Annotated in this window: 18 protein-coding genes and 1 tRNA gene; 18 read left to right on the plus strand and 1 reads right to left on the minus strand. The window is 71.2% G+C overall.

All coding sequences use genetic code 11. The features are described 5' to 3' along the window. The first annotated feature begins 40 nt into the window (after positions 1-40). The 4 genes from RZ84_RS24640 to RZ84_RS24655 are packed head-to-tail and all read left to right on the plus strand — an operon-like array spanning position 41 to position 3,724. Complete coding sequence (locus RZ84_RS24640) at positions 41-928, plus strand: bifunctional DNA primase/polymerase (RefSeq protein WP_043266119.1); 888 nt, start codon at positions 41-43, stop codon at positions 926-928. After that, positions 925-2,073, plus strand: coding sequence for an AAA family ATPase (locus tag RZ84_RS24645; RefSeq protein WP_052230147.1), 1,149 nt, complete (start codon positions 925-927; stop codon positions 2,071-2,073). The genes RZ84_RS24640 and RZ84_RS24645 overlap by 4 nt, the downstream gene beginning before the upstream one ends. Next, positions 2,070-2,264, plus strand: a complete 195-nt coding sequence (locus RZ84_RS24650; protein ID WP_043270748.1) for a helix-turn-helix transcriptional regulator — start codon at positions 2,070-2,072, stop codon at positions 2,262-2,264. The genes RZ84_RS24645 and RZ84_RS24650 overlap by 4 nt, the downstream gene beginning before the upstream one ends. After that, positions 2,261-3,724, plus strand: a complete 1,464-nt coding sequence (locus RZ84_RS24655) for a tyrosine-type recombinase/integrase (RefSeq protein WP_043270750.1) — start codon at positions 2,261-2,263, stop codon at positions 3,722-3,724. Before RZ84_RS24650 ends, RZ84_RS24655 begins: the two co-directional genes overlap by 4 nt. A 133-nt stretch (positions 3,725-3,857) precedes the next feature. On the opposite strand, the gene RZ84_RS24660 is transcribed toward RZ84_RS24655, so the two are convergent. Beyond that, a tRNA-Arg gene (locus RZ84_RS24660) sits at positions 3,858-3,929 on the minus strand. Between the two features lie 253 nt (positions 3,930-4,182). On the opposite strand from RZ84_RS24660, the gene RZ84_RS38335 reads away from it, so the two are divergent. The 14 genes from RZ84_RS38335 (at position 4,183) to RZ84_RS24730 (ending at position 20,962) form a co-directional block, all read left to right on the plus strand. Next, complete coding sequence (locus tag RZ84_RS38335; RefSeq protein WP_241777845.1) at positions 4,183-4,701, plus strand: response regulator; 519 nt, start codon at positions 4,183-4,185, stop codon at positions 4,699-4,701. Between the two features lie 91 nt (positions 4,702-4,792). After that, on the plus strand, positions 4,793-6,199 hold the full coding sequence (gene nrtL / locus RZ84_RS37025) for an ArgS-related anticodon-binding protein NrtL (RefSeq protein WP_241777846.1): 1,407 nt from the start codon (positions 4,793-4,795) through the stop codon (positions 6,197-6,199). A 103-nt stretch (positions 6,200-6,302) separates the two neighbouring features. Continuing rightward, positions 6,303-7,694, plus strand: a complete 1,392-nt coding sequence (gene lysA / locus RZ84_RS24675; RefSeq protein ID WP_043266120.1) for a diaminopimelate decarboxylase — start codon at positions 6,303-6,305, stop codon at positions 7,692-7,694. Between the two features lie 139 nt (positions 7,695-7,833). Beyond that, complete coding sequence (locus tag RZ84_RS24680; RefSeq protein ID WP_043266121.1) at positions 7,834-9,126, plus strand: homoserine dehydrogenase; 1,293 nt, start codon at positions 7,834-7,836, stop codon at positions 9,124-9,126. 8 nt (positions 9,127-9,134) lie between these two features. Next, positions 9,135-10,220 (plus strand): threonine synthase, encoded by a 1,086-nt coding sequence (gene thrC, locus RZ84_RS24685; protein ID WP_043266122.1) that lies wholly within the window; start codon positions 9,135-9,137, stop codon positions 10,218-10,220. Positions 10,221-10,548: 328 nt separating this feature from the next. Next, complete coding sequence (gene thrB, locus RZ84_RS24690; RefSeq protein WP_043266123.1) at positions 10,549-11,466, plus strand: homoserine kinase; 918 nt, start codon at positions 10,549-10,551, stop codon at positions 11,464-11,466. 374 nt (positions 11,467-11,840) lie between these two features. Then, positions 11,841-13,877 (plus strand): transcription termination factor Rho, encoded by a 2,037-nt coding sequence (rho, locus tag RZ84_RS24695; protein ID WP_043266124.1) that lies wholly within the window; start codon positions 11,841-11,843, stop codon positions 13,875-13,877. A 378-nt stretch (positions 13,878-14,255) separates the two neighbouring features. Then, complete coding sequence (locus RZ84_RS24700; protein WP_043266125.1) at positions 14,256-15,380, plus strand: LCP family protein; 1,125 nt, start codon at positions 14,256-14,258, stop codon at positions 15,378-15,380. 164 nt (positions 15,381-15,544) lie between these two features. Beyond that, the gene (gene rpmE, locus RZ84_RS24705; protein WP_043266126.1) at positions 15,545-15,769 is read left to right on the plus strand and encodes a 50S ribosomal protein L31; all 225 of its coding nucleotides are present in this window, start codon (positions 15,545-15,547) and stop codon (positions 15,767-15,769) included. A 168-nt stretch (positions 15,770-15,937) separates the two neighbouring features. Continuing rightward, on the plus strand, positions 15,938-17,017 hold the full coding sequence (prfA, locus tag RZ84_RS24710; RefSeq protein ID WP_043266127.1) for a peptide chain release factor 1: 1,080 nt from the start codon (positions 15,938-15,940) through the stop codon (positions 17,015-17,017). A gap of 35 nt (positions 17,018-17,052) precedes the next feature. Continuing rightward, complete coding sequence (gene prmC / locus RZ84_RS24715; protein WP_052230149.1) at positions 17,053-17,934, plus strand: peptide chain release factor N(5)-glutamine methyltransferase; 882 nt, start codon at positions 17,053-17,055, stop codon at positions 17,932-17,934. A gap of 70 nt (positions 17,935-18,004) precedes the next feature. After that, positions 18,005-18,652, plus strand: coding sequence for an L-threonylcarbamoyladenylate synthase (locus tag RZ84_RS24720; RefSeq protein ID WP_043266129.1), 648 nt, complete (start codon positions 18,005-18,007; stop codon positions 18,650-18,652). After that, positions 18,652-19,359 (plus strand): arsenate reductase/protein-tyrosine-phosphatase family protein, encoded by a 708-nt coding sequence (locus tag RZ84_RS24725; RefSeq protein ID WP_043266130.1) that lies wholly within the window; start codon positions 18,652-18,654, stop codon positions 19,357-19,359. The genes RZ84_RS24720 and RZ84_RS24725 overlap by 1 nt, the downstream gene beginning before the upstream one ends. Before the next feature lie 214 nt (positions 19,360-19,573). Continuing rightward, entirely contained in the window at positions 19,574-20,962 is a 1,389-nt protein-coding gene (locus RZ84_RS24730) for a serine hydroxymethyltransferase (RefSeq protein ID WP_043266131.1), read from the plus strand. Positions 20,963-21,039 lie beyond the last annotated feature (77 nt).

Genomic DNA, 21,039 nt, shown 5'->3' on the forward strand with positions numbered 1-21,039 from the left:
GATTCTCCCTGTCCCACCAAGAAACAGGAGAACTACCAGCATGACGCACCCGCGCCCCTCCGACCAGCTGACCTCCGCGCTTGACGCAGCGTCGCGGGGCTGGCACGTCTTCCCCCTCATCCCCGGCGACAAGCGCCCCGCCGTCCGCGACTGGGAGACCCGCGCCACCACCGACCGCGAGCGCATCACCCGGTGCTGGACGCACGCCCCCTACAACGTCGGCATCGCCACCGGACCGTCCGGGCTGGTCGTCGTCGACCTCGACACCCCCAAGTGTCCTGACGACACCCCGCCGGCCGAATGGACCGCGCACGGCGTCGCCGATGGCGCGGACGTGCTCGCCGTGCTCTGCGAGCGCCACGGCCAGCTCTTCCCTGCCGACACCCACACCGTGCGCACCGGCCGCGGCGGGCTGCACCTGTACTTCGCCGCCCCCACAGGCGAAGAACTGCGCAACACACAGGGCAAGCTGGGCTGGAAGATCGACACCCGCGCCGGAGGCGGCTACGTCGTCGCCGCAGGCAGCATCGCCAACGGGCACCCCTACACGACCCCCCACAGCGCCTCCGTGGCGCTCCTGCCGGGCTGGCTGGCTGCACTGCTGCGCCCGGCTCCGCTGCCCCCGCAGCGCCCGGTCACCGTCCCGCTCACGACAAGAGACCGGCGCGGTAAGTTCCTCAACGCGGCACTCAACGGCGAGTTGGCCCGAGTCGCCAACTCCGGTGAGCACCAGCACAACAACGCCCTCTACTACGCCTCAGTGGCGCTGGGACAGCTGGTCGCCGGGGGAGAGCTGGACGCACACACGGTGACCGAGAGGCTCGTTGAGGCAGCGCTCAGCGTCGGCCAAGGTGAGCAAGAGGCCCGGCGCACCATCGCCTCCGGCCTGCGGGCCGGAGCCAATCGTCCCCGGACGGTCGCGGCATGAACAACAACCCCATCCCCCCGCTCCACCTGTACTCGGTGCCGCCCCACCCCGAGACGGACCGCGAGGCGCCGCCGAAGCGGGAACGAATGCGCACCGCATGGACCGCGGATCAGCTGATGGCCGCGGACTTCCCGGAGCCGAAGTGGGCCGTGCCGGGCATTCTCTCCGAGGGCGTCAACCTCCTGGCCGGTCCGCCGAAGGTCGGCAAGTCCTGGCTGTCCCTCGGACTCGGACTGTCCGTCGCCGCGGGAGGCACGGCGTTCGACGCTGTGCCCGTGGAGGGCGGACCGGTCCTCTACCTTGCGTTGGAGGACACCCCGCGGCGTCTTCAGGCCCGTATGGGCAAGATCCTCGGAGGCCAGCCCGCACCGGCCGGGCTGACCCTCGCCACCCAGTGCCCGCCGCTGCCGCAGGGCGGCAACGAGGCGATCGCCAACTGGTTGGAGCGCAACCCTGAGGCGCGCATGGTGGTCATCGACGTGTTCGCCAAGATGCGCGGAGCCTCCGCGCCCGGCGCGTCTGCCTACGACGCTGACTATGCCGCCGTGGGGCACGCGAAGCGGCTCGCGGACCACTACAGCGTGGCCGTAGTCCTGGTGCACCACGTCCGCAAGGCGGGTTCGGACGACTTCCTAACCGAGGTCTCCGGCACCAACGGCCTCGCGGGCGCCGCAGACGCCACGCTCGTACTCAAGCGCGCCCGCGGGCAGGCCGACGGCATCCTCCATGTCACCGGCCGCGACGTCGACGAAGCCGAGTACGCCCTGAAGTTCCACAAGGGCGCCGGAGCCTGGCAGTTGCTCGACGGGCCCGTCTCCGACCACACCATCGGCGACACCCGCGCTGCCATCCTGCGCTACATCCGGGAGAACCCTGGCGTGCAGCCCAAGGACATCGCCGAGGCGTTGCCGCAGGTCGACGCCGACACCATCCGACGCTACTGCTCCCGCATGGCCAGAGCAGGCCAGCTCACCAAGGACGGCAGCGGCCGGTACTACCCGGACACCGCGGCGAATGCCCGGGAGGTGTCCGAGGTGTCCGACTGTCCGGTTACCCCATCTGACCAGGGAAAAGTACCCGGACACCCGGATTGCCCTAGTGTCCGACTGTCCGGTGCGGACGAGGCCGAAGGGATGGCCAGATGAGCGCTCGTGCACGGGACGAGAAGATGACCGTCCAGGAGGTTCTTGCCGACCTGAAGGTCGCCCCGTCGACCTTCTATCGGTGGCGCCAACTGGGGAAGGGGCCGCGCTCGATCAAGCTCCCGAACGGCGATGTCCGGATCCGGCGGTCGGAGTACGAGCGTTGGCTTGCGGAGCGGGAGGACGCTGCGTGAGCACTGAGAACGGCACCCCGGCCGGGCGCCCTCGCGGGTCGGCCCGGCCGGGCTACACCTTCGACGTCAAGTTGTGGAAGATCTCCAAAACCGGCCGCAAATCCCGCCCATGGCGCCTTCGTTGGGTAGTGGCAGGCGAGGTGTTCGGCGATACGTTCGCCACGTACCCGCTCGCCGAAAGCCGACGCAATGAGTTGTGGCACGCCATGAATCGGCGCGGCGAAGCGTTCGAGATCGAATCGGGGCTGCCAGAGTCCGAGGTGCGGGCGGCGGCCGAGGCCGCTGTAGCAGCGGACGCCGAACCGCGGGTTCGGTGGTTCGAGTTCTGCCGCAAGTACGTGGCCGGGCGGTGGCGTACAGGCGCGGCCAAGACCCGTGAGGGCATGGCGGACGGTCTTGCGGCCGTGACGCTCGCCATGGTCAAGCGCGGGGACGGCGTCCCCGACGACGAGACGCTTCGACTTGCTTTCAGGTGGGGGGTCGTGCCCGCGAATGCGGGGGAGGAACCGTCGGCCGAACTCAAGGCGGCGTACGACTGGGTTACGACGGCCGACCGGCCGTTGGGTGATCTGGCCGACCCCGAGGTACTCGAAGACGTGCTGTACCGCCTCAGCTACAAGCTGGACGGCACCCCGGCGGCGGGCGACACGTACAAGCGGCGCCGTCGCGCCCTGAACACCGCCCTCGAACACGCCGTGGTCGCGGGGGAGCTCGCGGAGAACCCGCTTCAGCGGTCCCGCCGGAAACACGTCGGCTCGAACGACGTGGTGGATCGCCGCGTGCTGGTGAACGCCGTACAGGCGCGCCAGTTGCTCACCGCCGTCTCCTACGTCGGGTCGTGGGATCGCTGCCGCGGGCGGCGTCTGGTGGCCTTCTACGCGGTCCTGTACTACGCAGGGCTCCGACCCGCTGAGGCCGTCGGGCTACGGCTGTCGGACTGTCACCTGCCGGAGAAGGGCTGGGGCACGCTGACACTGCGGGAGACACGCCCTGTCTCCGGCAAGCAGTGGACGGACTCAGGAGAACGGCACGACCGCCGCGGACTGAAGGCGCGGGAGGCCTCCACGGACCGGCCCGTTCCGATCCCGCCGGTCCTGGTCGCCATCCTTCAGGAGCACCTGAAGGAGTTCGGCACTGCCAAGGAGGGGCGTGTGTTCGGCAACGAGCGCGGGGGAGTGGTCGGTTCTTCTACCTATTGGCGGGTGTGGGAGGAAGCGCGGGGGTACGCCCTCCCGCCGGAACGCGCAGACTCGCCGTTGGCTGGGCGCCCGTACGACCTACGGCACGCCTGCATCACGCGGTGGCTGAACGCGGGGGTGCCGATTGCTGAGGTGGCCCGTCGGGTCGGCAACTCTCCGGAGGTGATCCACCGCCGGTATCACGGCTGTATCGATGGCCATGAGGAAGCGGCGAACGCCAAGATCACAAAGGTGCTGGAGGAGGACGGCGACACGGCTTGATCGGTGTGTCGGAGGTGTGTCGTGAACACTGAGAGAGCCTGAGGAGGAGCGGGAGTCAGTGGGACTGGCTCCCGCTCTCTTGTGCTGGCATTCGCCCTGGTCAGAGCTTGATTCTTGCTGGTTGACCGGCGAGTGCCCCCGGCAGGATTCGAACCTGCGCACACGGCTCCGGAGGCCGTTGCTCTATCCCCTGAGCTACGGGGGCGTTGCCGCTGTTGTTGCGGCGACGGGTAGAACCCTACCAGCTCTGATGGGGTGTTCATGAACAGGGTTTTGGGAGGGGGACGGAGGGCGGTGGAAGGCGGGGGACGGGCGGCTTTACCGCATGGGATGGGTGTGCCGGCGGTGCTCGTGGAAAGGTCCCCCGCATGGGGGCGGAAGTGGGCAAAACCGGGACGCAGCCGCAGGTGGGCACCTAGTCTCATGGTGTGCCTGGCTTGTCCGGTCGGATCCTTGTCGTGGACGACAACAAGGTGATCCGGCAGTTGATCAGGGTCAACCTTGAGCTGGAGGGCTTCGAGGTGGTGACCGCGGCTGATGGTGCCGAATGTCTGGACGTCGTGCACCACGTGAGACCGGACGTGGTGACCCTCGACGTCGTGATGCCGCGGCTCAACGGGCTGCACACCGCCGCGCGTCTGCGCTCCGACCCGCGGACCTGGGACATTCCGATCGCCATCGTCAGCGCGTGCACCCAGGGCGAGGTGGACAACGGGGAGTCGGTGGGGATCGACGCCTTTCTGGCGAAGCCGTTCGAGCCGATGGAGCTGGTGCGTACGGTCGGGATGCTGGTCCGCGAGGGGCGGCAGCGGGAGCGCGGTCCCGAGAGTGAGGGGGCCGAGGGCGGGCCTGAGGTGCCGGGGGGCGGCGGCATGACGGCCGCGGACGGTGTTCAGGGGAACGCCGTGGGGGACGAGGTCGAGAGTGGCGTGGAGAGCGGTGGGGAATCCGGGGCCGGGGGGCGGTCGGCCGGCTGAGGCGGCGGGTCGTGGGGCCGGGGCGGTGCCGGGTGTCCACAGGGCGAAACCGGGTCGCATGGATGCCCCCCTTCTCCCATACGCTTGTCCTGTGACGCCCGCCGAGCTCTCCCGTACCGTCCTGCGCTCCGTGCGCGGTGCTGTTGAGGAACGGGAGCTCTCCGTGGCCGTACCGGCGCGGATCGTGGTGCAGCCGCCGCCGCGGCCCGGGTGCGGGGACTACGCCTCCAACATCGCGTTGCAGCTGGCCGGGCCCGCGGGGCGGCCGGCCCGGGAGGTGGCCGAGATCCTGCGGAAGCGGCTGGCGGGCAGTGCGGGGATCGCCCGGGTCGAGATCGCGGGACCCGGTTTCCTGAATTTCACGCTGGGGGACGGCGCGCTGGCCGGGCTGGTACGGGAAGTACTGGCGCGTGGGGCGGCGTACGGGGAGTGCAGCGGCGCTTCCGGGGAGGCGAGTGCTTCCGGGCGCGGGCGGGGGAGTGGGGCTTCGGGGCCTGCGGCGGCCCCGGTGGGAAGTGGCGCGCGCGGCCTGGTCGTGGCCGAGGTGCTGGCGCGGATCGGAGCGGGTGACGGCGGTCGGGCCGCCGGCCCGAGTGAAGACGTCGCCGGCCCCGGAGACGACGTCGCCGGCCCCGATGACGGGTGTCTCGATGACGGGCCGGGGGGTCCGGCCGGCGGGGGCACTGTTTTCGTCAACTGCCTTGCCGGCTCTGGATCTCCCTCTGGTTCTGGATCGGTCTCTGGCTCTGGATCGGGCTCCGGTCCCGGTTCGGGTTCCGGTCCCGGTTCGGTTTCCCCTGCCGGTTCCGGCTCGGAATCCGTCGCCGCCTCCGCCGACGCCCACGCTCCCGCCCGCGTCTCGCCCTTCTCCTTCCCATCTGCCCCTGTCTCGTCCTTCCGTCCCGCCCTCGACTCGTCCTCCCCCTCCGCCCGTGCCGAGTTGGCCGCGCTCGTGGCGCGGCTCGGTTCGGACGAGGCCCGCTGGGTGCTGCTGCGGCCGGCGGCCCAGGACCCGGTGCGGGTGCCGGAGCGGCCGGTGCAGCGGGAGGAGAATCCGCGGTTCCGGGTCCAGTACGCGTACGCCCGGACCCGGGCGATGGCGCGCGGCGCGCGGGAGCTGGGGTTCGCGGGGGAGCCGGGCGAGGTGATGGCGGCCGGGGGCGGCCGGGTGGTGGCGACGGGACGTCCGCATGATTCGCAGGGGCCCGGGAGCGGGCAGCCGTCGCGGATCCTCCAGGCCGTGCAGACGTGCCTGGCGACCTACCCCGCGGCCACGGAGAGCGCTCTGCGGCTGGGGGCGCCGGACCGGCTGGTGCGGCATCTGGAGGCGACCGCGGATGCCTGGCTCCGGTGCCAGGAGGAGTTTCCGCCGCTGCCCGTCGGCGAGGAGAAACCCTTGGCCGTGCACCGTGCCCGGCTGGCCCTTGCCGAGGCCGCCGGGGCGGTGCTGGGGAACGGCCTGCGCCTGCTCGGCATCTCTGCTTCTGAATACGTCTGATGTGTGTGAGGCGCCTGATGCATCCGTCCCACGGCCTTCGCGCACCCCTGGTGACCACCTCCGATGACTACCTCTGAAAGATTTTGAGGGGATCGTTTCCGTTATGAGTCGTTCCGCGCATCCTGCTGGGCCCCGCCATGGCGACGTGCTGCCCGAGGGGCACTACGCCGGGCCGCCCGCCGACCTCAACACCCTTGACCCGCACGTCTGGTCCCGTACCGTCCGGCGCGACGCCGACGGTGTGGTGACCGTCGGCGGGCTGGCCGTGACCGCGCTCGCCGAGGAGTTCGGCACGCCGGCGTACTTCCTGGACGAGGAGGACTTCCGGGCGCGCTGCCGGGCCTGGAAGGACGCGTTCGGGGCGGACGCCGACGTGTTCTACGCGGGCAAGGCGTTCCTCTCCCGGGCCGTCGTGCGCTGGCTGGACGAAGAAGGGCTGAATCTCGACGTCTGCTCCGGCGGCGAGCTGGCCACGGCGCTGGCCGCCGGGATGCCCGCCGAGCGGATCGCGCTGCACGGCAACAACAAGAGCACCGAGGAGATCACCCGGGCCGTCGAGGCGGGGGTGGGCCGGATCGTGCTCGACTCCTTCCAGGAGATCGTGCGGGTCGCGCATATCGCCGAGAAGCTCGGCAAGCGGCAGCGGGTGCAGATCCGCGTCACCGTCGGCGTCGAGGCGCACACCCACGAGTTCATCGCCACCGCGCACGAGGACCAGAAGTTCGGGATCGCGCTCGCCGGCGGGCAGGCCGCCGAGGCGGTGCGGCGCGCGCTGAAGCTGGACGGCCTCGAACTCATCGGTATCCACAGCCACATCGGGTCGCAGATCTTCGACATGGCGGGCTTCGAGGTCTCCGCCCGCCGCGTCGTCCAACTGCTCGCCGAGGTGCGGGACGAGCACGGCATCGAGCTGCCGGAGATCGATCTCGGCGGCGGCCTCGGGATCGCGTACACCTCCGAGGACGACCCGCGCGAGCCGCACGAGATCGCCAGGGCGCTGGGCGACATCGTGACCCGCGAGTGCGACGCCGCAGGGCTGCGGGTGCCGCGGCTGTCGGTCGAGCCGGGACGGGCGATCATCGGGCCGACGGCGTTCACGCTCTACGAGGTCGGCACGGTCAAGGAGCTCGAAGGGCTGCGGACGTACGTGTCCGTGGACGGCGGGATGTCCGACAACATCCGCACCGCGCTCTACGACGCGGAGTACAGCGTGACGCTGGCGTCGCGCACGTCGGACGCCCGGCCGATGCTGTCCCGGGTCGTCGGCAAGCACTGCGAGAGCGGCGACATCGTCGTCCGTGACGCCTTCCTGCCCGGCGATGTGGCGCCCGGGGACCTGCTCGCGGTGCCGGCCACGGGTGCCTACTGCCGCTCCATGGCGAGCAACTACAACCACGCGCTGCGGCCCCCGGTCGTGGCCGTCAAGGACGGTGCGGCCCGGGTGATCGTCCGGCGGGAGACGGAGGAAGATCTCCTGCGGCTGGATGTCGGGTAGGGGCGGATCGCCGGGACCGGGCCCCGGATGAAATAAATGTCTCGGTATCCGGACCGACGACGGAAAGTGCGGTCCGGTGCGTGAGACTGGTGCATGACCAAGCATGAAAACCGCTGGATCGAAGAAAAGACGAGGTCGAATGATGCGTACGCGTCCGCTGAAGGTGGCGCTGCTGGGCTGTGGTGTGGTCGGCTCAGAGGTGGCGCGCATCATGACGACGCACGCGGACGACCTCGCGGCCCGTATCGGTGCGCCCGTGGAGCTCGCCGGGATCGCCGTCCGCCGCCCCGAGCGGGTGCGCGCCGGCGTCCCGGCCGAGCTGATCACCACCGATGCGACCGCGCTCGTCAAGCGGGGCGACATCGACGTCGTCATCGAGGTGATCGGCGGGATCGAGCCCGCCCGCGGGCTGATCACCACCGCCTTCGAGCACGGCGCCAGTGTGGTTTCGGCCAACAAGGCGCTGGTGGCGGCCGACGGTGCCGCGCTGCACGCGGCGGCCGAGAAGCACAACGCCGACCTGTACTACGAGGCGGCGGTCGCCGGTGCGATCCCGCTGGTGCGCCCGCTGCGCGAATCGCTGGCCGGTGACAAGGTCAACCGCGTCCTCGGCATCGTCAACGGCACCACCAACTTCATCCTCGACAAGATGGATTCGACCGGCGCCGGCTACAGCGAGGCGCTGGACGAGGCGACCGCGCTGGGCTACGCCGAGGCCGACCCGACCGCCGACGTCGAGGGCTTCGACGCCGCCGCCAAGGCCGCGATCCTCGCCGGGATCGCCTTCCACACCCGGGTCACCATCGACGACGTGCACCGCGAGGGCCTGACCGAGGTCACCGCGGCCGACATCGCCTCCGCCAAGCGCATGGGCTGCACCGTCAAGCTGCTGGCCATCTGCGAGCGGGCCGCGGACGGCGCGTCGGTGACCGCGCGGGTGCACCCGGCGATGATCCCGCTGACCCATCCGCTGGCGTCCGTGCGCGAGGCGTACAACGCGGTCTTCGTGGAGGCGGACGCGGCCGGCCGGCTGATGTTCTACGGGCCGGGCGCGGGCGCATCGCCGACCGCCTCCGCGGTCCTCGGCGACCTCGTCGCGGTCGGCCGCAACAAGCTCGCCGGCGCCACCGGGCCGGGGGAGTCCGCCTACACCGCGCTGCCCGTGAGCCCCATGGGCGAGGTCGTCACCCGCTACCACATCAGTCTCGACGTGGCCGACAAACCCGGCGTTCTCGCCCAGGTCGCGACGGTCTTCGCCGAACACGGCGTATCGATCGATACGGTCCGTCAGCAGGGTAAGGACGGCGAAGCGGACCTCGTCGTCGTCACCCACCGAGCGACCGACGCGGCCCTGTCGTCGACCGTCGGTGCACTGCGCGAGCTGGACACCGTCCGCGGTGTCGTCAGCATCATGCGGGTCGAAGGGGAGTAAAGGAACCCATGTCTGCCAATTCCACCGTGACCACCACCAGCCGTCAGTGGCGCGGAATCATCGAGGAATACCGTGACCGGCTTCCGGTCAGCGACACGACCGAGGTCGTCACCCTCCGGGAGGGCGGCACGCCTCTCGTGCCGGCCCAGGTGCTGTCCGAGCGCACCGGCTGCGAGGTGCACCTCAAGGTCGAGGGCGCCAACCCCACGGGCTCGTTCAAGGACCGCGGGATGACGATGGCCATCACCCGCGCCAAGGAGGAGGGCGCCAAGGCGGTCATCTGCGCCTCCACCGGCAACACCTCCGCCTCGGCCGCCGCCTACGCGGTCCGGGCCGGCATGGTGTGCGCGGTGCTGGTCCCGCAGGGCAAGATCGCGCTCGGCAAGATGGGCCAGGCGCTGGTGCACGGTGCCAAGATCCTCCAGGTCGACGGAAATTTCGACGACTGCCTGACGCTGGCCCGGGGCCTTTCCGAGAAGTACCCGGTCGCACTTGTGAACTCCGTCAACCCGGTGCGCATCGAGGGCCAGAAGACCGCCGCCTTCGAGATCGTCGACATGCTCGACGACGCCCCGGACATCCATGTGCTGCCGGTCGGCAACGCCGGCAACATCACCGCCTACTGGAGGGGCTACCAGGAGTACGCCGCCGACGGCGTCGCCTCGCACACCCCGCGGATGTGGGGCTTCCAGGCGTCCGGCAGCGCCCCGATCGTGCGCGGTGAGGTCGTCAAGGACCCGCACACCATCGCCACCGCGATCCGTATCGGCAACCCCGCCTCGTGGGAGTTCGCGGAGCGCGCCCGGGACGAGTCCGGCGGCCTCATCGATGACGTGACGGACCGTCAAATCCTCGCCGCCTACCGCCTGTTGGCCGCACGCGAGGGTGTCTTCGTGGAGCCCGCGTCGGCCGCCTCGGTCGCCGGTCTGCTCAAGGCCGCCGAGGAGGGCAGGGTCGACCCGGGCCAGCGGATCGTCTGCACGGTCACCGGCAACGGCCTCAAGGACCCGGACTGGGCGGTCGCCGGAGCGCCGCAGCCGGTCACCGTCCCGATCGACGCGGACGCCGCCGCCGAGCGGCTCGGACTCGGCTGACCGGACGTCCGTGACCTGCGCGTACGGCAGCGGATGACGGGGCGGCCGGTCCCCCGTCATCCGCCGTGCTGCAAATTGCGCAAAGCCTGCAAAGTCAGGACAGGGGCACAGGATGGCGCGCGACACGCATCGTGCGCCTCCTGTGCGCCCTATGTCGCGACAGAACCTTCCTTCGATAGGCTGGCACCCAACTCCCCTCGCCACGGCATAACGCAGTGGTGTGCAGGGCAGGTCAGAACAGACCCCACGAGCCGTCCCGGCACCTCGGTGCCGCGGAGCTGTGCTCCGGGGCAGTACCGCAGCATCAATCAAGGAGAGTCATCGAGCGATGGCCGGTCCCGCGTTCCGCGCCGCCGCCGTCCGGGTGCGCACCCCCGCTACCAGCGCCAATCTCGGTCCCGGCTTCGATGCCCTGGGTCTTTCCCTGGGCCTGTACGACGATGTCGTGGTACGTGTCGCCGACTCCGGGCTGCACGTCGACATCGCCGGTGAGGGGGCCGACACCCTTCCGCGCGACGAGAGCCACCTGCTCGTACGGTCCATGCGCACCGCCTTCGACCTGCTCGGCGGGCAGCCGCGCGGCCTGGAAATCGTCTGCGCCAACCGCATTCCGCACGGCCGCGGCCTCGGCTCCTCGTCGGCCGCCATCTGCGCCGGTATCGTCGCCGCCCGCGCCGTGACCATAGGCGGCGAGCAGCGGCTCGACGACGCCGCGCTGCTGGAACTGGCCAACGAGATCGAGGGCCACCCCGACAACGTCGCAGCCTGCCTGCTCGGTGGCTTCACGCTCGCCTGGATGGACACCGGAACCGCTCACGCGATCCGGATGGATCCCGCCGATTCCATCGTTCCGGTGGTCTTCGTGCCCGGCAAGCCGGTGCTCACCGAGACCGCCCGCGGACTGCTGCCGCGCACCGTCCCGCACGTGGACGCCGCGGCGAACGCCGGCCGCGCCGCACTGCTCGTCGAGGCCCTGACCAGGCGCCCCGAGCTGCTGCTGGCCGCGACCGAGGACCGACTTCACCAGGACTACCGCGCCCCCGCGATGCCGGACAGCGTGGCCCTGGTGAACCGACTGCGCGCGGACGGCGTCCCCGCAGTCATCTCCGGTGCGGGCCCGACGGTGCTCGCACTGGTCGAGGACGCGGCGGCCGACAAGGTCGCGGCACTGGCGGGAGAGGGGTGGGCGGCCAACCGGCTGACCCTCGACGCGGCCGGTACGTGTGTGCTGCCGCTCGCCGGGTGATCACGACCAGTGATCGACGATTGCCGGTCTTTGAGAGGGGGAATGTTTGTTGGATCCGGTAGTGTTAACCTCAAGTCAGTACTCGACGCCAGTGTGGCGCGGTGCTTCGTGTCCCCCTTCGGGACCACTTTCTTCCGGGAGCCTCCCAAACTGCTTGGAGCAATGGCCTGAGCAGAAGTGAGCACGCTCCGGAATCGGCGTGACGAACCAGAGCCACACCGCATATCTTCACGCCGGAGCCATGAACTGATCTTCCGCCGTATCCGGCGGGACCACCGCCCCGGCCCGGTCCGCAAGACCTAAGGACCCAGCCGGACAGCACAACCGGTCGCCGAGCCAGACAGGCCGACGCCCGCTCCAGGGAAGGACCCTTCGTGAGCGACACCACCGATCTGATGGGCGCGCGCACCGATGGCAGTGCCACCACGCCCGCCACGGACGCTCCCGCCGCGCCTGCTACCACGCGGCGCCGCCGTTCCGGCACCGGCCTTGACGGCATGGTCCTGGCAGAGCTGCAGCAGGTTGCCTCCGGCCTCGGTATCAAGGGCACCGCGCGGATGCGCAAGAGCCAGCTGATCGAGGTCATCAAGGAGAGGCAGGCCGGCGGCACGGGAACCGCCGCCAAGGCCGACGCGCCCGCCGCCGACACCGAGACCAAGCCCAAGCGCCGTACGACCTCCAAGGCCCGCACCGGCGAGGACGGTGCCGAGCCGGCCGCCAAGGCCGAGAAGCCCGCCAAGGCGGCCAAGGCCGCGGACAAGGGGGCCCAGCAGCAGATCGAGATCCCGGGCCAGCCCTCCCCCAAGGTCTCGGCTTCGCCCGACCAGGGAGGTGCCCCCACCGACGAGCAGCCGGCCGGCGAGCGCCGCCGGCGCCGGGCCACCGCCGCGGCGGGCAGCCCGGAGACCGCCCCCGCGGGCGACGTCAAGACCGAGGTCAAGGCCGAGGTCAGGACCGAGACCGCGACGGCCCCGCAGGAGACCGGCGAGGGCCGGCCCGCCAAGAGCGGTGAGCGCCAGGACCGCGGCGACCGCCAGGAGCGCGGGCAGAAGGGCGACCGCCGGCAGCGCGACCGCGACCGCGGGGACCGCCGCAAGGGCGACGCCGGCGACGGCGGCCAGGGCGGTGGTGGCCGCCAGCGCGACCGCCGGGCCGACGAGGACGACGACTTCGAGGGCGGCCGGCGCGGTCGCCGCGGCCGGTACCGCGACCGCCGTGGCCGCCGTGGCCGCGACGACTTCGCGGGCGAGCCGCAGCTGTCCGAGGACGACGTGCTCATCCCGGTCGCGGGCATCCTCGACATCCTCGACAACTACGCGTTCATCCGGACCTCGGGCTACCTGCCCGGCCCGAACGACGTGTACGTCTCGCTCGCCCAGGTCCGCAAGAACGGCCTGCGCAAGGGCGACCACGTCACCGGTGCGGTCCGCCAGCCCAAGGACGGCGAGCGGCGCGAGAAGTTCAACGCGCTGGTGCGGCTCGACACCGTCAACAGCATGGCGCCCGAACAGGGCCGCCAGCGGGCGGAGTTCGGCAAGCTGACGCCCCTTTACCCGCAGGAGCGGCTGCGCCTGGAGGGCGAGTCGGGCGGGCTGACGACCCGGATCATCGACCTGGTCACCCCGATCGGCAAGGGCCAGCGAGGGCTGATCGTGGCCCCGCCGAAGACCGGCAAGACCATGATCATGCAGGCGATCGCCAACTCGATCACCCGCAACAACCCCGAGTGCCACCTGATGGTCGTCCTCGTCGACGAGCGTCCCGAAGAGGTCACCGACATGCAGCGGTCGGTCAAGGGCGAGGTCATCTCCTCGACCTTCGACCGCCCGGCCGAGGACCACACCACCGTCGCCGAGCTGGCCATCGAGCGCGCCAAGCGGCTCGTCGAGCTGGGCCACGACGTGGTCGTCCTGCTGGACTCCATCACCCGCCTGGGCCGCGCGTACAACCTCGCGGCACCCGCCTCCGGCCGCATCCTGTCCGGTGGTGTCGACTCGACCGCGCTCTACCCGCCGAAGCGCTTCTTCGGTGCCGCGCGCAACATCGAGGACGGCGGTTCGCTGACCATCCTGGCCACCGCGCTGGTCGAGACCGGCTCGCGGATGGACGAGGTGATCTTCGAGGAGTTCAAGGGCACCGGCAACCTGGAGCTCAAGCTCGACCGCAAGCTCTCCGACAAGCGCATCTTCCCGGCGGTGGACGTGGACGCGTCCAGCACCCGTAAGGAAGAGATCCTGATGGGCAGCGACGAGCTGGCCATCGTCTGGAAGCTGCGCCGGGTGCTGCACGCGCTGGACCAGCAGCAGGCCATCGAGCTGCTGCTGGACAAGATGAAGCAGACCAAGTCCAACGCGGAGTTCCTGCTGCAGATCCAGAAGACGACGCCGACCGCGGGCAACGGCAACGACTGACGCCCGCGGGCGCACGCGCCGCACCACGAGGCCCCCTCGCCGCACCGGTGAGGGGGCCTCGTGCTGTGCCGCCCCGCGGTGCGGTACGGCGTGTGAGCCATGCCGCACGGCGAGCTGTCCCCCTTGAGACCTTCCTGAGACCTTCCGCACAGGTTCGTCCCGCGCACACAGTTCGGGCAAAGCCGGATCACCGGACGAAACCGCAGGTGAGAGGGCGAAAGTCGGATGACGCACGGACCGTGTACGGCGCCTTTCTAAGAAAGCGCTCATAGCGCCCTGTGCAACCCTTCCGGTCGACCTCCCGTCTGTACAGGCACTCACCCGTGACCACGGGATGACGGCGAGGGGCAGCCGAGGGAAAAAGGGACTGAGGAGCAGATGGCGGACAGCAACGGAAGCCCGCGGGCGGCCGGGGGCCGCAGCCGCGGCATACGTGCCACGGGCCGCCGGCGCAAGGGCCCGACCCGGCGCCGCCGGGCCCTGACGATCACGCTGTGCGTGCTGGTCGGCGCGGTACTGCTCGGCGGCGCCGGGCTGGGCTACGTCTACTTCAAGCTCAACGGCAACCTCAAGGGCGTCGACATCAACGCGGCCCTCGGCCAGGACCGGCCGAAGAACGTCGACAACGGCTCGATGGACATCCTGGTCATGGGCTCCGACTCACGGGCCGGCAAGAACGCCGACTACGGCAAGGACGAGGGCGGCGCCCGCTCGGACACCGCGATGGTGGTGCACGTCTTCAAGGGCCACCAGAAGGCCAGCGTCGTCAGCATCCCCCGCGACACCCTGGTCACCCGGCCCAGCTGCACCAAGGACGGCAAGAACGTCCCGGGGGAGCGGCGGGCGATGTTCAACACCGCCTTCGAGGTCGGCGGCCCGGCCTGCGCCGTCAAGACCGTCGAGTCGATGAGCGGGATCCGCATGGACCACTTCGTCGAGGTCGACTTCACCGGCTTCAAGAAGCTGATCGACGCGCTGGGCGGGGTGGACATCACCACCACCAAGCCCATCAACGACCGCTACAGCCACCTGAACCTGGCGCCCGGCAAGCACACCCTCAACGGCGAGGACGCGCTCGGACTCGTCCGGACCCGGCACGGCGTCCCCGGGGGCGACGGCAGCGACCTGGGCCGCATCCAGCTCCAGCAGACCTTCGTCAAGGCGCTGATGAACCAGGTCCGCAACGTCGGCGTGCTCTCCAACCCGGCCAAGCTCTACACCATCGCCGACACCGCCACCAAGACCGTCACCACCGACACCGATCTCAACTCGGTCCCCCAGCTCACCGGGCTCGCCAAGACCCTGGGCGGGATCACCTCGGACCACATCGACATGGTGACGCTGCCGGTGAACTACGACCCGCTCAACCCCTCCCGGGTGCTGCCGCTGACCAAGCAGGGCCGGCTGGTCTGGGACGCGCTGCGCAACGACCAGGACATCCCGAAGTCGGCGATCAAGGGTTCGGCGGGTGACAAGGGCGGAACGGGCAACTACGTCAAGTAGCCGCCCGGCCCGCGTCCCGGCCGCCGGCCCACCGGGGAATAGTTGCGCCCGCACCCCGGTTTTGGGAGATACGGCCAGTCCTGGCAGACTGGACCGTCGGCCCCGGTTCACGTGACGCAATTCCGCAGCACGACCCGGTGCACTCCCGAACCTAGGAGAATCCCTTGAAGCGCGACATCCACCCGGAGTACGTCGAGACCCAGGTCAGCTGCACCTGTGGCGCGTCGTTCACCACCCGTAGCACCGTCGCCGGCGGCACCATCCGCGCCGACATCTGCTCCGAGTGCCACCCGTTCTACACGGGCAAGCAGAAGATTCTGGACACGGGCGGCCGTGTGGCCCGCTTCGAGGCCCGCTTCGGCAAGTCCGCCGCGGCCGCCAAGAAGTAGCGACCCGCAAGGCGCCGGTCTCCGGTCGCCCCCGGACAGGGGGGACCGGACCGGCGTCTTTGTCGTCCGTAGCCTCCGCCGCCCCGGCGGGACACGGTCCGCCGCGCAGCGGCAGCGGGGCGCAGCCGCCCCGGGAAGCCACATCAGCAGTCAGCAGAGGAACACACGATGTTCGAGGCGGTCGAGGAACTGGTCGGCGAGCACGCCGATCTCGAAAAGCGGCTGGCCGACCCGGCGGTCCACGCGGACCAGCGCGAGGCCATGCGGCTCAACAAGCGCTACTCCGAGCTGACCCCGATCATCACGGCGTACCGCGCCTGGAAGCGGACCGGCGACGACATCGAGACCGCCCGGGAACTGGCCGCGGACGACCCGGACTTCGCCGACGAGGTCAAGGAGCTGGACGCTCGCCGCGAGGAGCTCACTGAGAAGCTGCGGCTGCTGCTGGTCCCGCGCGACCCCAGCGACGACAAGGACGTCATCCTCGAGGTCAAGGCCGGTGAGGGCGGCGAGGAGTCCGCGCTGTTCGCCGGCGACCTGCTGCGGATGTACCTGCGGTACGCGGAGCGGGTCGGCTGGAAGACCGAGATCCTGGACGCCAACGAGTCCGACCTCGGCGGCTACAAGGACGTCCAGGTCGCGGTGAAGACCAAGGGCGGCGCCGGCGCCACCGAGCCGGGGCAGGGCGTCTGGGCGCGGCTGAAGTACGAGGGCGGGGTGCACCGCGTCCAGCGGGTGCCGGCCACCGAGTCGCAGGGCCGGATCCACACCTCCGCGGCCGGTGTGCTGGTCACGCCCGAGGCCGAGGAGGTCGAGGTCGAGATCCAGGCCAACGACCTGCGGATCGACGTCTACCGCTCCTCCGGGCCCGGCGGCCAGTCCGTCAACACCACCGACTCCGCGGTCCGCATCACGCACCTGCCCACCGGCATCGTCGTCTCCTGCCAGAACGAGAAGAGCCAGCTCCAGAACAAGGAGCAGGCGATGCGCATCCTGCGGTCGCGGCTGCTGGCCGCGGCCCAGGAAGAGGCCGAGCGGGAGGCGTCGGACGCCCGGCGCAGCCAGGTGCGCACGGTCGACCGCTCGGAGCGCATCCGGACGTACAACTTCCCGGAGAACCGCATCTCGGACCACCGGGTGGGGTTCAAGGCGTACAACTTGGACCAGGTGCTCGACGGCGAGCTCGACCCGGTCATCCAGGCGTGCGTGGACGCCGACTCGGCGGCCAAGCTCGCCGCCGCCCAGTAAGACCGCAAGACCCGTACATTCCGGCTGGAGGACCAGTGCCGCACGATTCCGGGGGGCGACCCCCGAGCCCACGATCGGTGCTGCTCGCGGAGGTGGCCCAGGCCACCCGGCGGCTGGCCGACGCCGGTGTGCCCTCACCGCGCTTCGACGCCGAGGAACTGGCCGCGCATGTGCACGGCGTCAAGCGCAGCCAGCTGCACACGGTCCGCGACGCGGACTTCGACGCCCGCTACTGGGAGGCGATCGCCCGCCGCGAGGCGCGTGAACCGCTCCAGCACATCACCGGCCGGGCCTTCTTCCGCTACCTCGAACTCACCGTCGGGCCGGGGGTGTTCATCCCCCGCCCGGAGACCGAGTCGGTGGTCGGCTGGGCCATAGACGCGGTCCGCGCCATGGACGTCGTCGAGCCGCTGATCGTCGATCTGTGCACCGGCTCGGGCGCCATCGCCCTGGCCCTCGCGCAGGAGGTGCCGCGGTCGCGGGTGCACGCCGTGGAGCTGTCCGAGGAGGCACTGCGGTACGCCCGCAAGAACGTCGAGGGGTCCCGCGTCGTTCTGCATCACGGCGACGCGCTGACCGCGCTTCCCGAACTGGACGGGCAGGTCGACCTGGTCGTCTCCAACCCGCCGTACATCCCGCTGACCGAGTGGGAGTACGTCGCCCCCGAGGCCCGCGACCACGACCCGGAGCTGGCGCTGTTCTCGGGCGAGGACGGCCTCGACACCATCCGCGGCATCGAGCGGACCGCCCACCGCCTGCTGCGGCCGGGCGGCGTGGTCGTCATCGAGCACGCCGACACCCAGGGCGGGCAGGTGCCGTGGATCTTCACCGAGGAGCGGGGCTGGGCCGACGCGGCCGACCACCCCGACCTCAACAACAGGCCCCGATTCGCCACCGCGCGCCGGGCGACGCCATGACGCGCCCCGTTCCCGCGCCCGGTGCACGCGATGCATCCGAAGTATTCGTTCCGCACGAGGAGGTCCCGTAATGGCACGGCGATACGACTGCAGCGACGCGACCGACCGCGCGACCGGTCTGCGTGAGGCCGCCTCGGCCGTCCGCCGCGGTGAGCTGGTCGTGCTGCCGACCGACACCGTCTACGGCGTCGGCGCGGACGCCTTCAGCTCCGAGGCCGTCGGTGATCTGCTGGAGGCCAAGGGCCGCGGCCGGGGGATGCCCACCCCGGTCCTGGTCGGGTCCCCCAACACCCTGCACGGGCTCGTCACCGAGTTCTCCGAGCAGGCGTGGGAGCTGGTCGACGCCTTCTGGCCGGGTGCGCTGACCCTCGTCGCCAAGCACCAGCCGTCGCTGACCTGGGACCTGGGCGAGACCCGCGGCACGGTCGCGGTGCGGATGCCGCTGCACCCCGTCGCGATCGAGCTGCTCAACGAGTTCGGCCCGATGGCGGTCTCCAGCGCCAACCTCACCGGCCACCCCTCCCCGCAGGACTGCGACGCCGCCCAGGAGATGCTGGGCGACTCGGTCTCCGTCTACCTCGACGGCGGCCCGACGCCCGCCGCCGTGCCGTCCTCGATCGTGGACGTGACCGGCCCGGTCCCGGTGCTGCTGCGCACCGGCGCGATCAGCGCGGAGGAGCTGCGCAAGGTGGTACCCGAGCTCGAGGTGGCGAATTGATGCCGCCCCTGGGGCGTGGCATAGCGGGACCCGGCGACGACACCTTCCCCTCCGCAGCCCTTACGTCCCCCTCGCCGCCTTCGCCCGCCTCCGCCACGTTCCGGATCCTCCACGTCAGCACCGGCAACGTCTGCCGCTCGCCGATCACCGAGCGGCTGCACCGGCATGCCCTGGAGGAGCGGCTCGGCGACGGCGGGGCCTGCGGGCTGCTCGTGGAGAGCGCGGGCACCTGGGGCCATGAGGGCGCGCCCATGGAGGCGCACGCCGCGACCGTGCTCGCCGACTACGGCGCGGATCCGGCCGGCTTCATCGGCCGCGAGCTGCTCGACGAGCACGTCATCCGGGCCGACCTGGTGCTGACCGCCACCCGCGACCACCGCGCCCAGGTCATCTCCATGGGCCACTCCGCCGGGCTGCGCACCTTCACGCTCAAGGAGTTCAACCGGCTGGTACGGGCCATAGACCCCGCCACGCTCCCGGCACCCGACCCGGAGCTCCCCGGCGGGGGGCTGGTCGAGCGCGCCCGCGCACTGGTGGGCGCCGCCGCCGCGCTGCGCGGCTGGCTGCTGGCGCCCAACCCGGAGTCCGACGAGGTCTACGACCCCTACGGCGCCCCCATCACCTTCTTCCGCTCCATCGGCGACGAGATCAACCAGGCCCTCGACCCGGTCGTCACCGCCCTCACCGGGGTCCCGGCACCCGCATAGTGGCCGCCCGGCGGGCCGTGACCGCGCCCCGGAAGGGCCTGGACGCCCCCTGGCGGTCCCGCGGCCGGGACCTGGCCCCCGATGGCCCGTACACCGCGCCCGATCGCTGAGCCGCGCCTACATTGGGATTAGGGCCTGCCCGGCGGATCGGGGCCGGACCGGCCCGGGGCACGCGCGGCGTGCCCTGGTCCCCGTACGAGGCCCGGAGCCAGCGATGCCCGCCACCACCGCGTCACCCCGCAGCCAGTCGCCGGCCGACCCCGTCCGGGCCCCCGCACCCGCGGCCCCGGGACCGGCCGAGACCATCGAGGACCGGGCGCGGGCCGCGGCCCGCGACGCGGTCACCCGGCCGCCCGGCTCACCGGACTTCGCGGCGCTGCTGCGGCAGGACCCGGAGATCGCCGGGGTGCTGCTGGGGGAGAGCGCCCGGCAGCGCGACGGACTCCAGCTGATCGCCGCGGAGAACTTCACCTCGCCCGCCGTACTCGCCGCCCTGGGCTCGCCGTTGGGCAACAAATACGCCGAGGGCTATCCGGGCGCCCGGCACCACGGCGGCTGCGAGATCGTCGACCTCGCCGAGCGGATCGCGGTGGAGCGCGCCAAGGCCCTGTTCGGCGCCGAACACGCCAACGTCCAGGCCCACTCCGGGTCTTCGGCCGTACTGGCCGCCTACGCCGCCCTGCTGCGCCCCGGGGACGCCGTCCTGGCGATGTCCCTGCCGCACGGCGGACACCTCACCCACGGATCCCCGGCCAACTTCTCCGGCCGGTGGTTCGACTTCACCGGTTACGGCGTCGACGAGGAGACCGGGCTGCTGGATTACGGCGCGATCCGCGCGCTGGCCCGCGAAAGCCGTCCCAAAGCCATTGTCTGCGGCTCGATTTGCTATCCCCGGCACATCGACTACGCCGCGTTCCGCGACATCGCCGACGAGACCGGCGCGTATCTGATCGCCGATGTGGCGCACCCGATAGGGCTCATCGCGGGCGGCGCGGCGCCCAGCCCGGTCCCGTACGCCGATGTGGTGTGCGCCACCACCCACAAGGTGCTGCGCGGGCCGCGCGGCGGGATGATCCTGTGCGGGGCGCGGCTGGCCGAGCGGATCGACCGCGCGGTGTTCCCGTTCACCCAGGGGGGCGCGCAGATGAACGCGGTCGCCGCCAAGGCCGTCGCCTTCGCCGAGGCCGCGACGCCCGCGTTCGCCGCGTACGCCCATCAGGTGACCGCCAACGCCCGCACCCTCGCCGCCGCGCTGGCCGCCCAGGGCCTGGTGATCACCACCGGCGGCACCGACACCCACCTGATCACCGCGGACTCCGCCCCGCTCGGGGTGGACGCGCGCACCGCCCGGGGCCGGCTGGCCGCCGCCGGGATCGTGCTGGACACCTGCGCGCTGCCGTGCGCCGGCGCGCCCGGGAAGCGCGGGGCGCGCCCGACCGGCATCCGGCTGGGCACCGCCGCGGTGACGACCCAGGGGATGGGCGAGGCCGAGATGCACCGGATCGCCGAGCTGATCGGGGCGGCGCTGCGGGAGGACCGGGAGGCCCGCGCCGACACCGCCGCGCTGGTGCACCGCTTCCCGCCATATCCGGATCAGGACTGATCCGGGAACCGTTCACGGACCGGGTGCGTCTGTTCCTGTATTCACGGCCAGGGGGCTGACACGCATAAGGTGTGGGG

Source organism: Streptomyces sp. CT34, from assembly GCF_000805335.1.
GTDB lineage: Bacteria > Actinomycetota > Actinomycetes > Streptomycetales > Streptomycetaceae > Streptomyces.

Bases quoted from the DNA above. Each gene is read 5' to 3' on its own strand.
- prfA (WP_043266127.1), top strand. From the start codon at position 15,938: ATGTTCGAGGCGGTCGAGGAACTGGTCGGCGAGCACGCCGATCTCGAA.
- lysA (WP_043266120.1), top strand. From the start codon at position 6,303: ATGAGTCGTTCCGCGCATCCTGCTGGGCCCCGCCATGGCGACGTGCTG.
- RZ84_RS24680 (WP_043266121.1), top strand. From the start codon at position 7,834: ATGATGCGTACGCGTCCGCTGAAGGTGGCGCTGCTGGGCTGTGGTGTG.
- RZ84_RS24720 (WP_043266129.1), top strand. From the start codon at position 18,005: ATGGCACGGCGATACGACTGCAGCGACGCGACCGACCGCGCGACCGGT.
- thrC (WP_043266122.1), top strand. From the start codon at position 9,135: ATGTCTGCCAATTCCACCGTGACCACCACCAGCCGTCAGTGGCGCGGA.
- RZ84_RS24645 (WP_052230147.1), top strand. From the start codon at position 925: ATGAACAACAACCCCATCCCCCCGCTCCACCTGTACTCGGTGCCGCCC.
- thrB (WP_043266123.1), top strand. From the start codon at position 10,549: ATGGCCGGTCCCGCGTTCCGCGCCGCCGCCGTCCGGGTGCGCACCCCC.
- RZ84_RS24650 (WP_043270748.1), top strand. From the start codon at position 2,070: ATGAGCGCTCGTGCACGGGACGAGAAGATGACCGTCCAGGAGGTTCTT.
- RZ84_RS24725 (WP_043266130.1), top strand. From the start codon at position 18,652: ATGCCGCCCCTGGGGCGTGGCATAGCGGGACCCGGCGACGACACCTTC.
- RZ84_RS24730 (WP_043266131.1), top strand. From the start codon at position 19,574: ATGCCCGCCACCACCGCGTCACCCCGCAGCCAGTCGCCGGCCGACCCC.
- RZ84_RS24700 (WP_043266125.1), top strand. From the start codon at position 14,256: ATGGCGGACAGCAACGGAAGCCCGCGGGCGGCCGGGGGCCGCAGCCGC.
- RZ84_RS24640 (WP_043266119.1), top strand. From the start codon at position 41: ATGACGCACCCGCGCCCCTCCGACCAGCTGACCTCCGCGCTTGACGCA.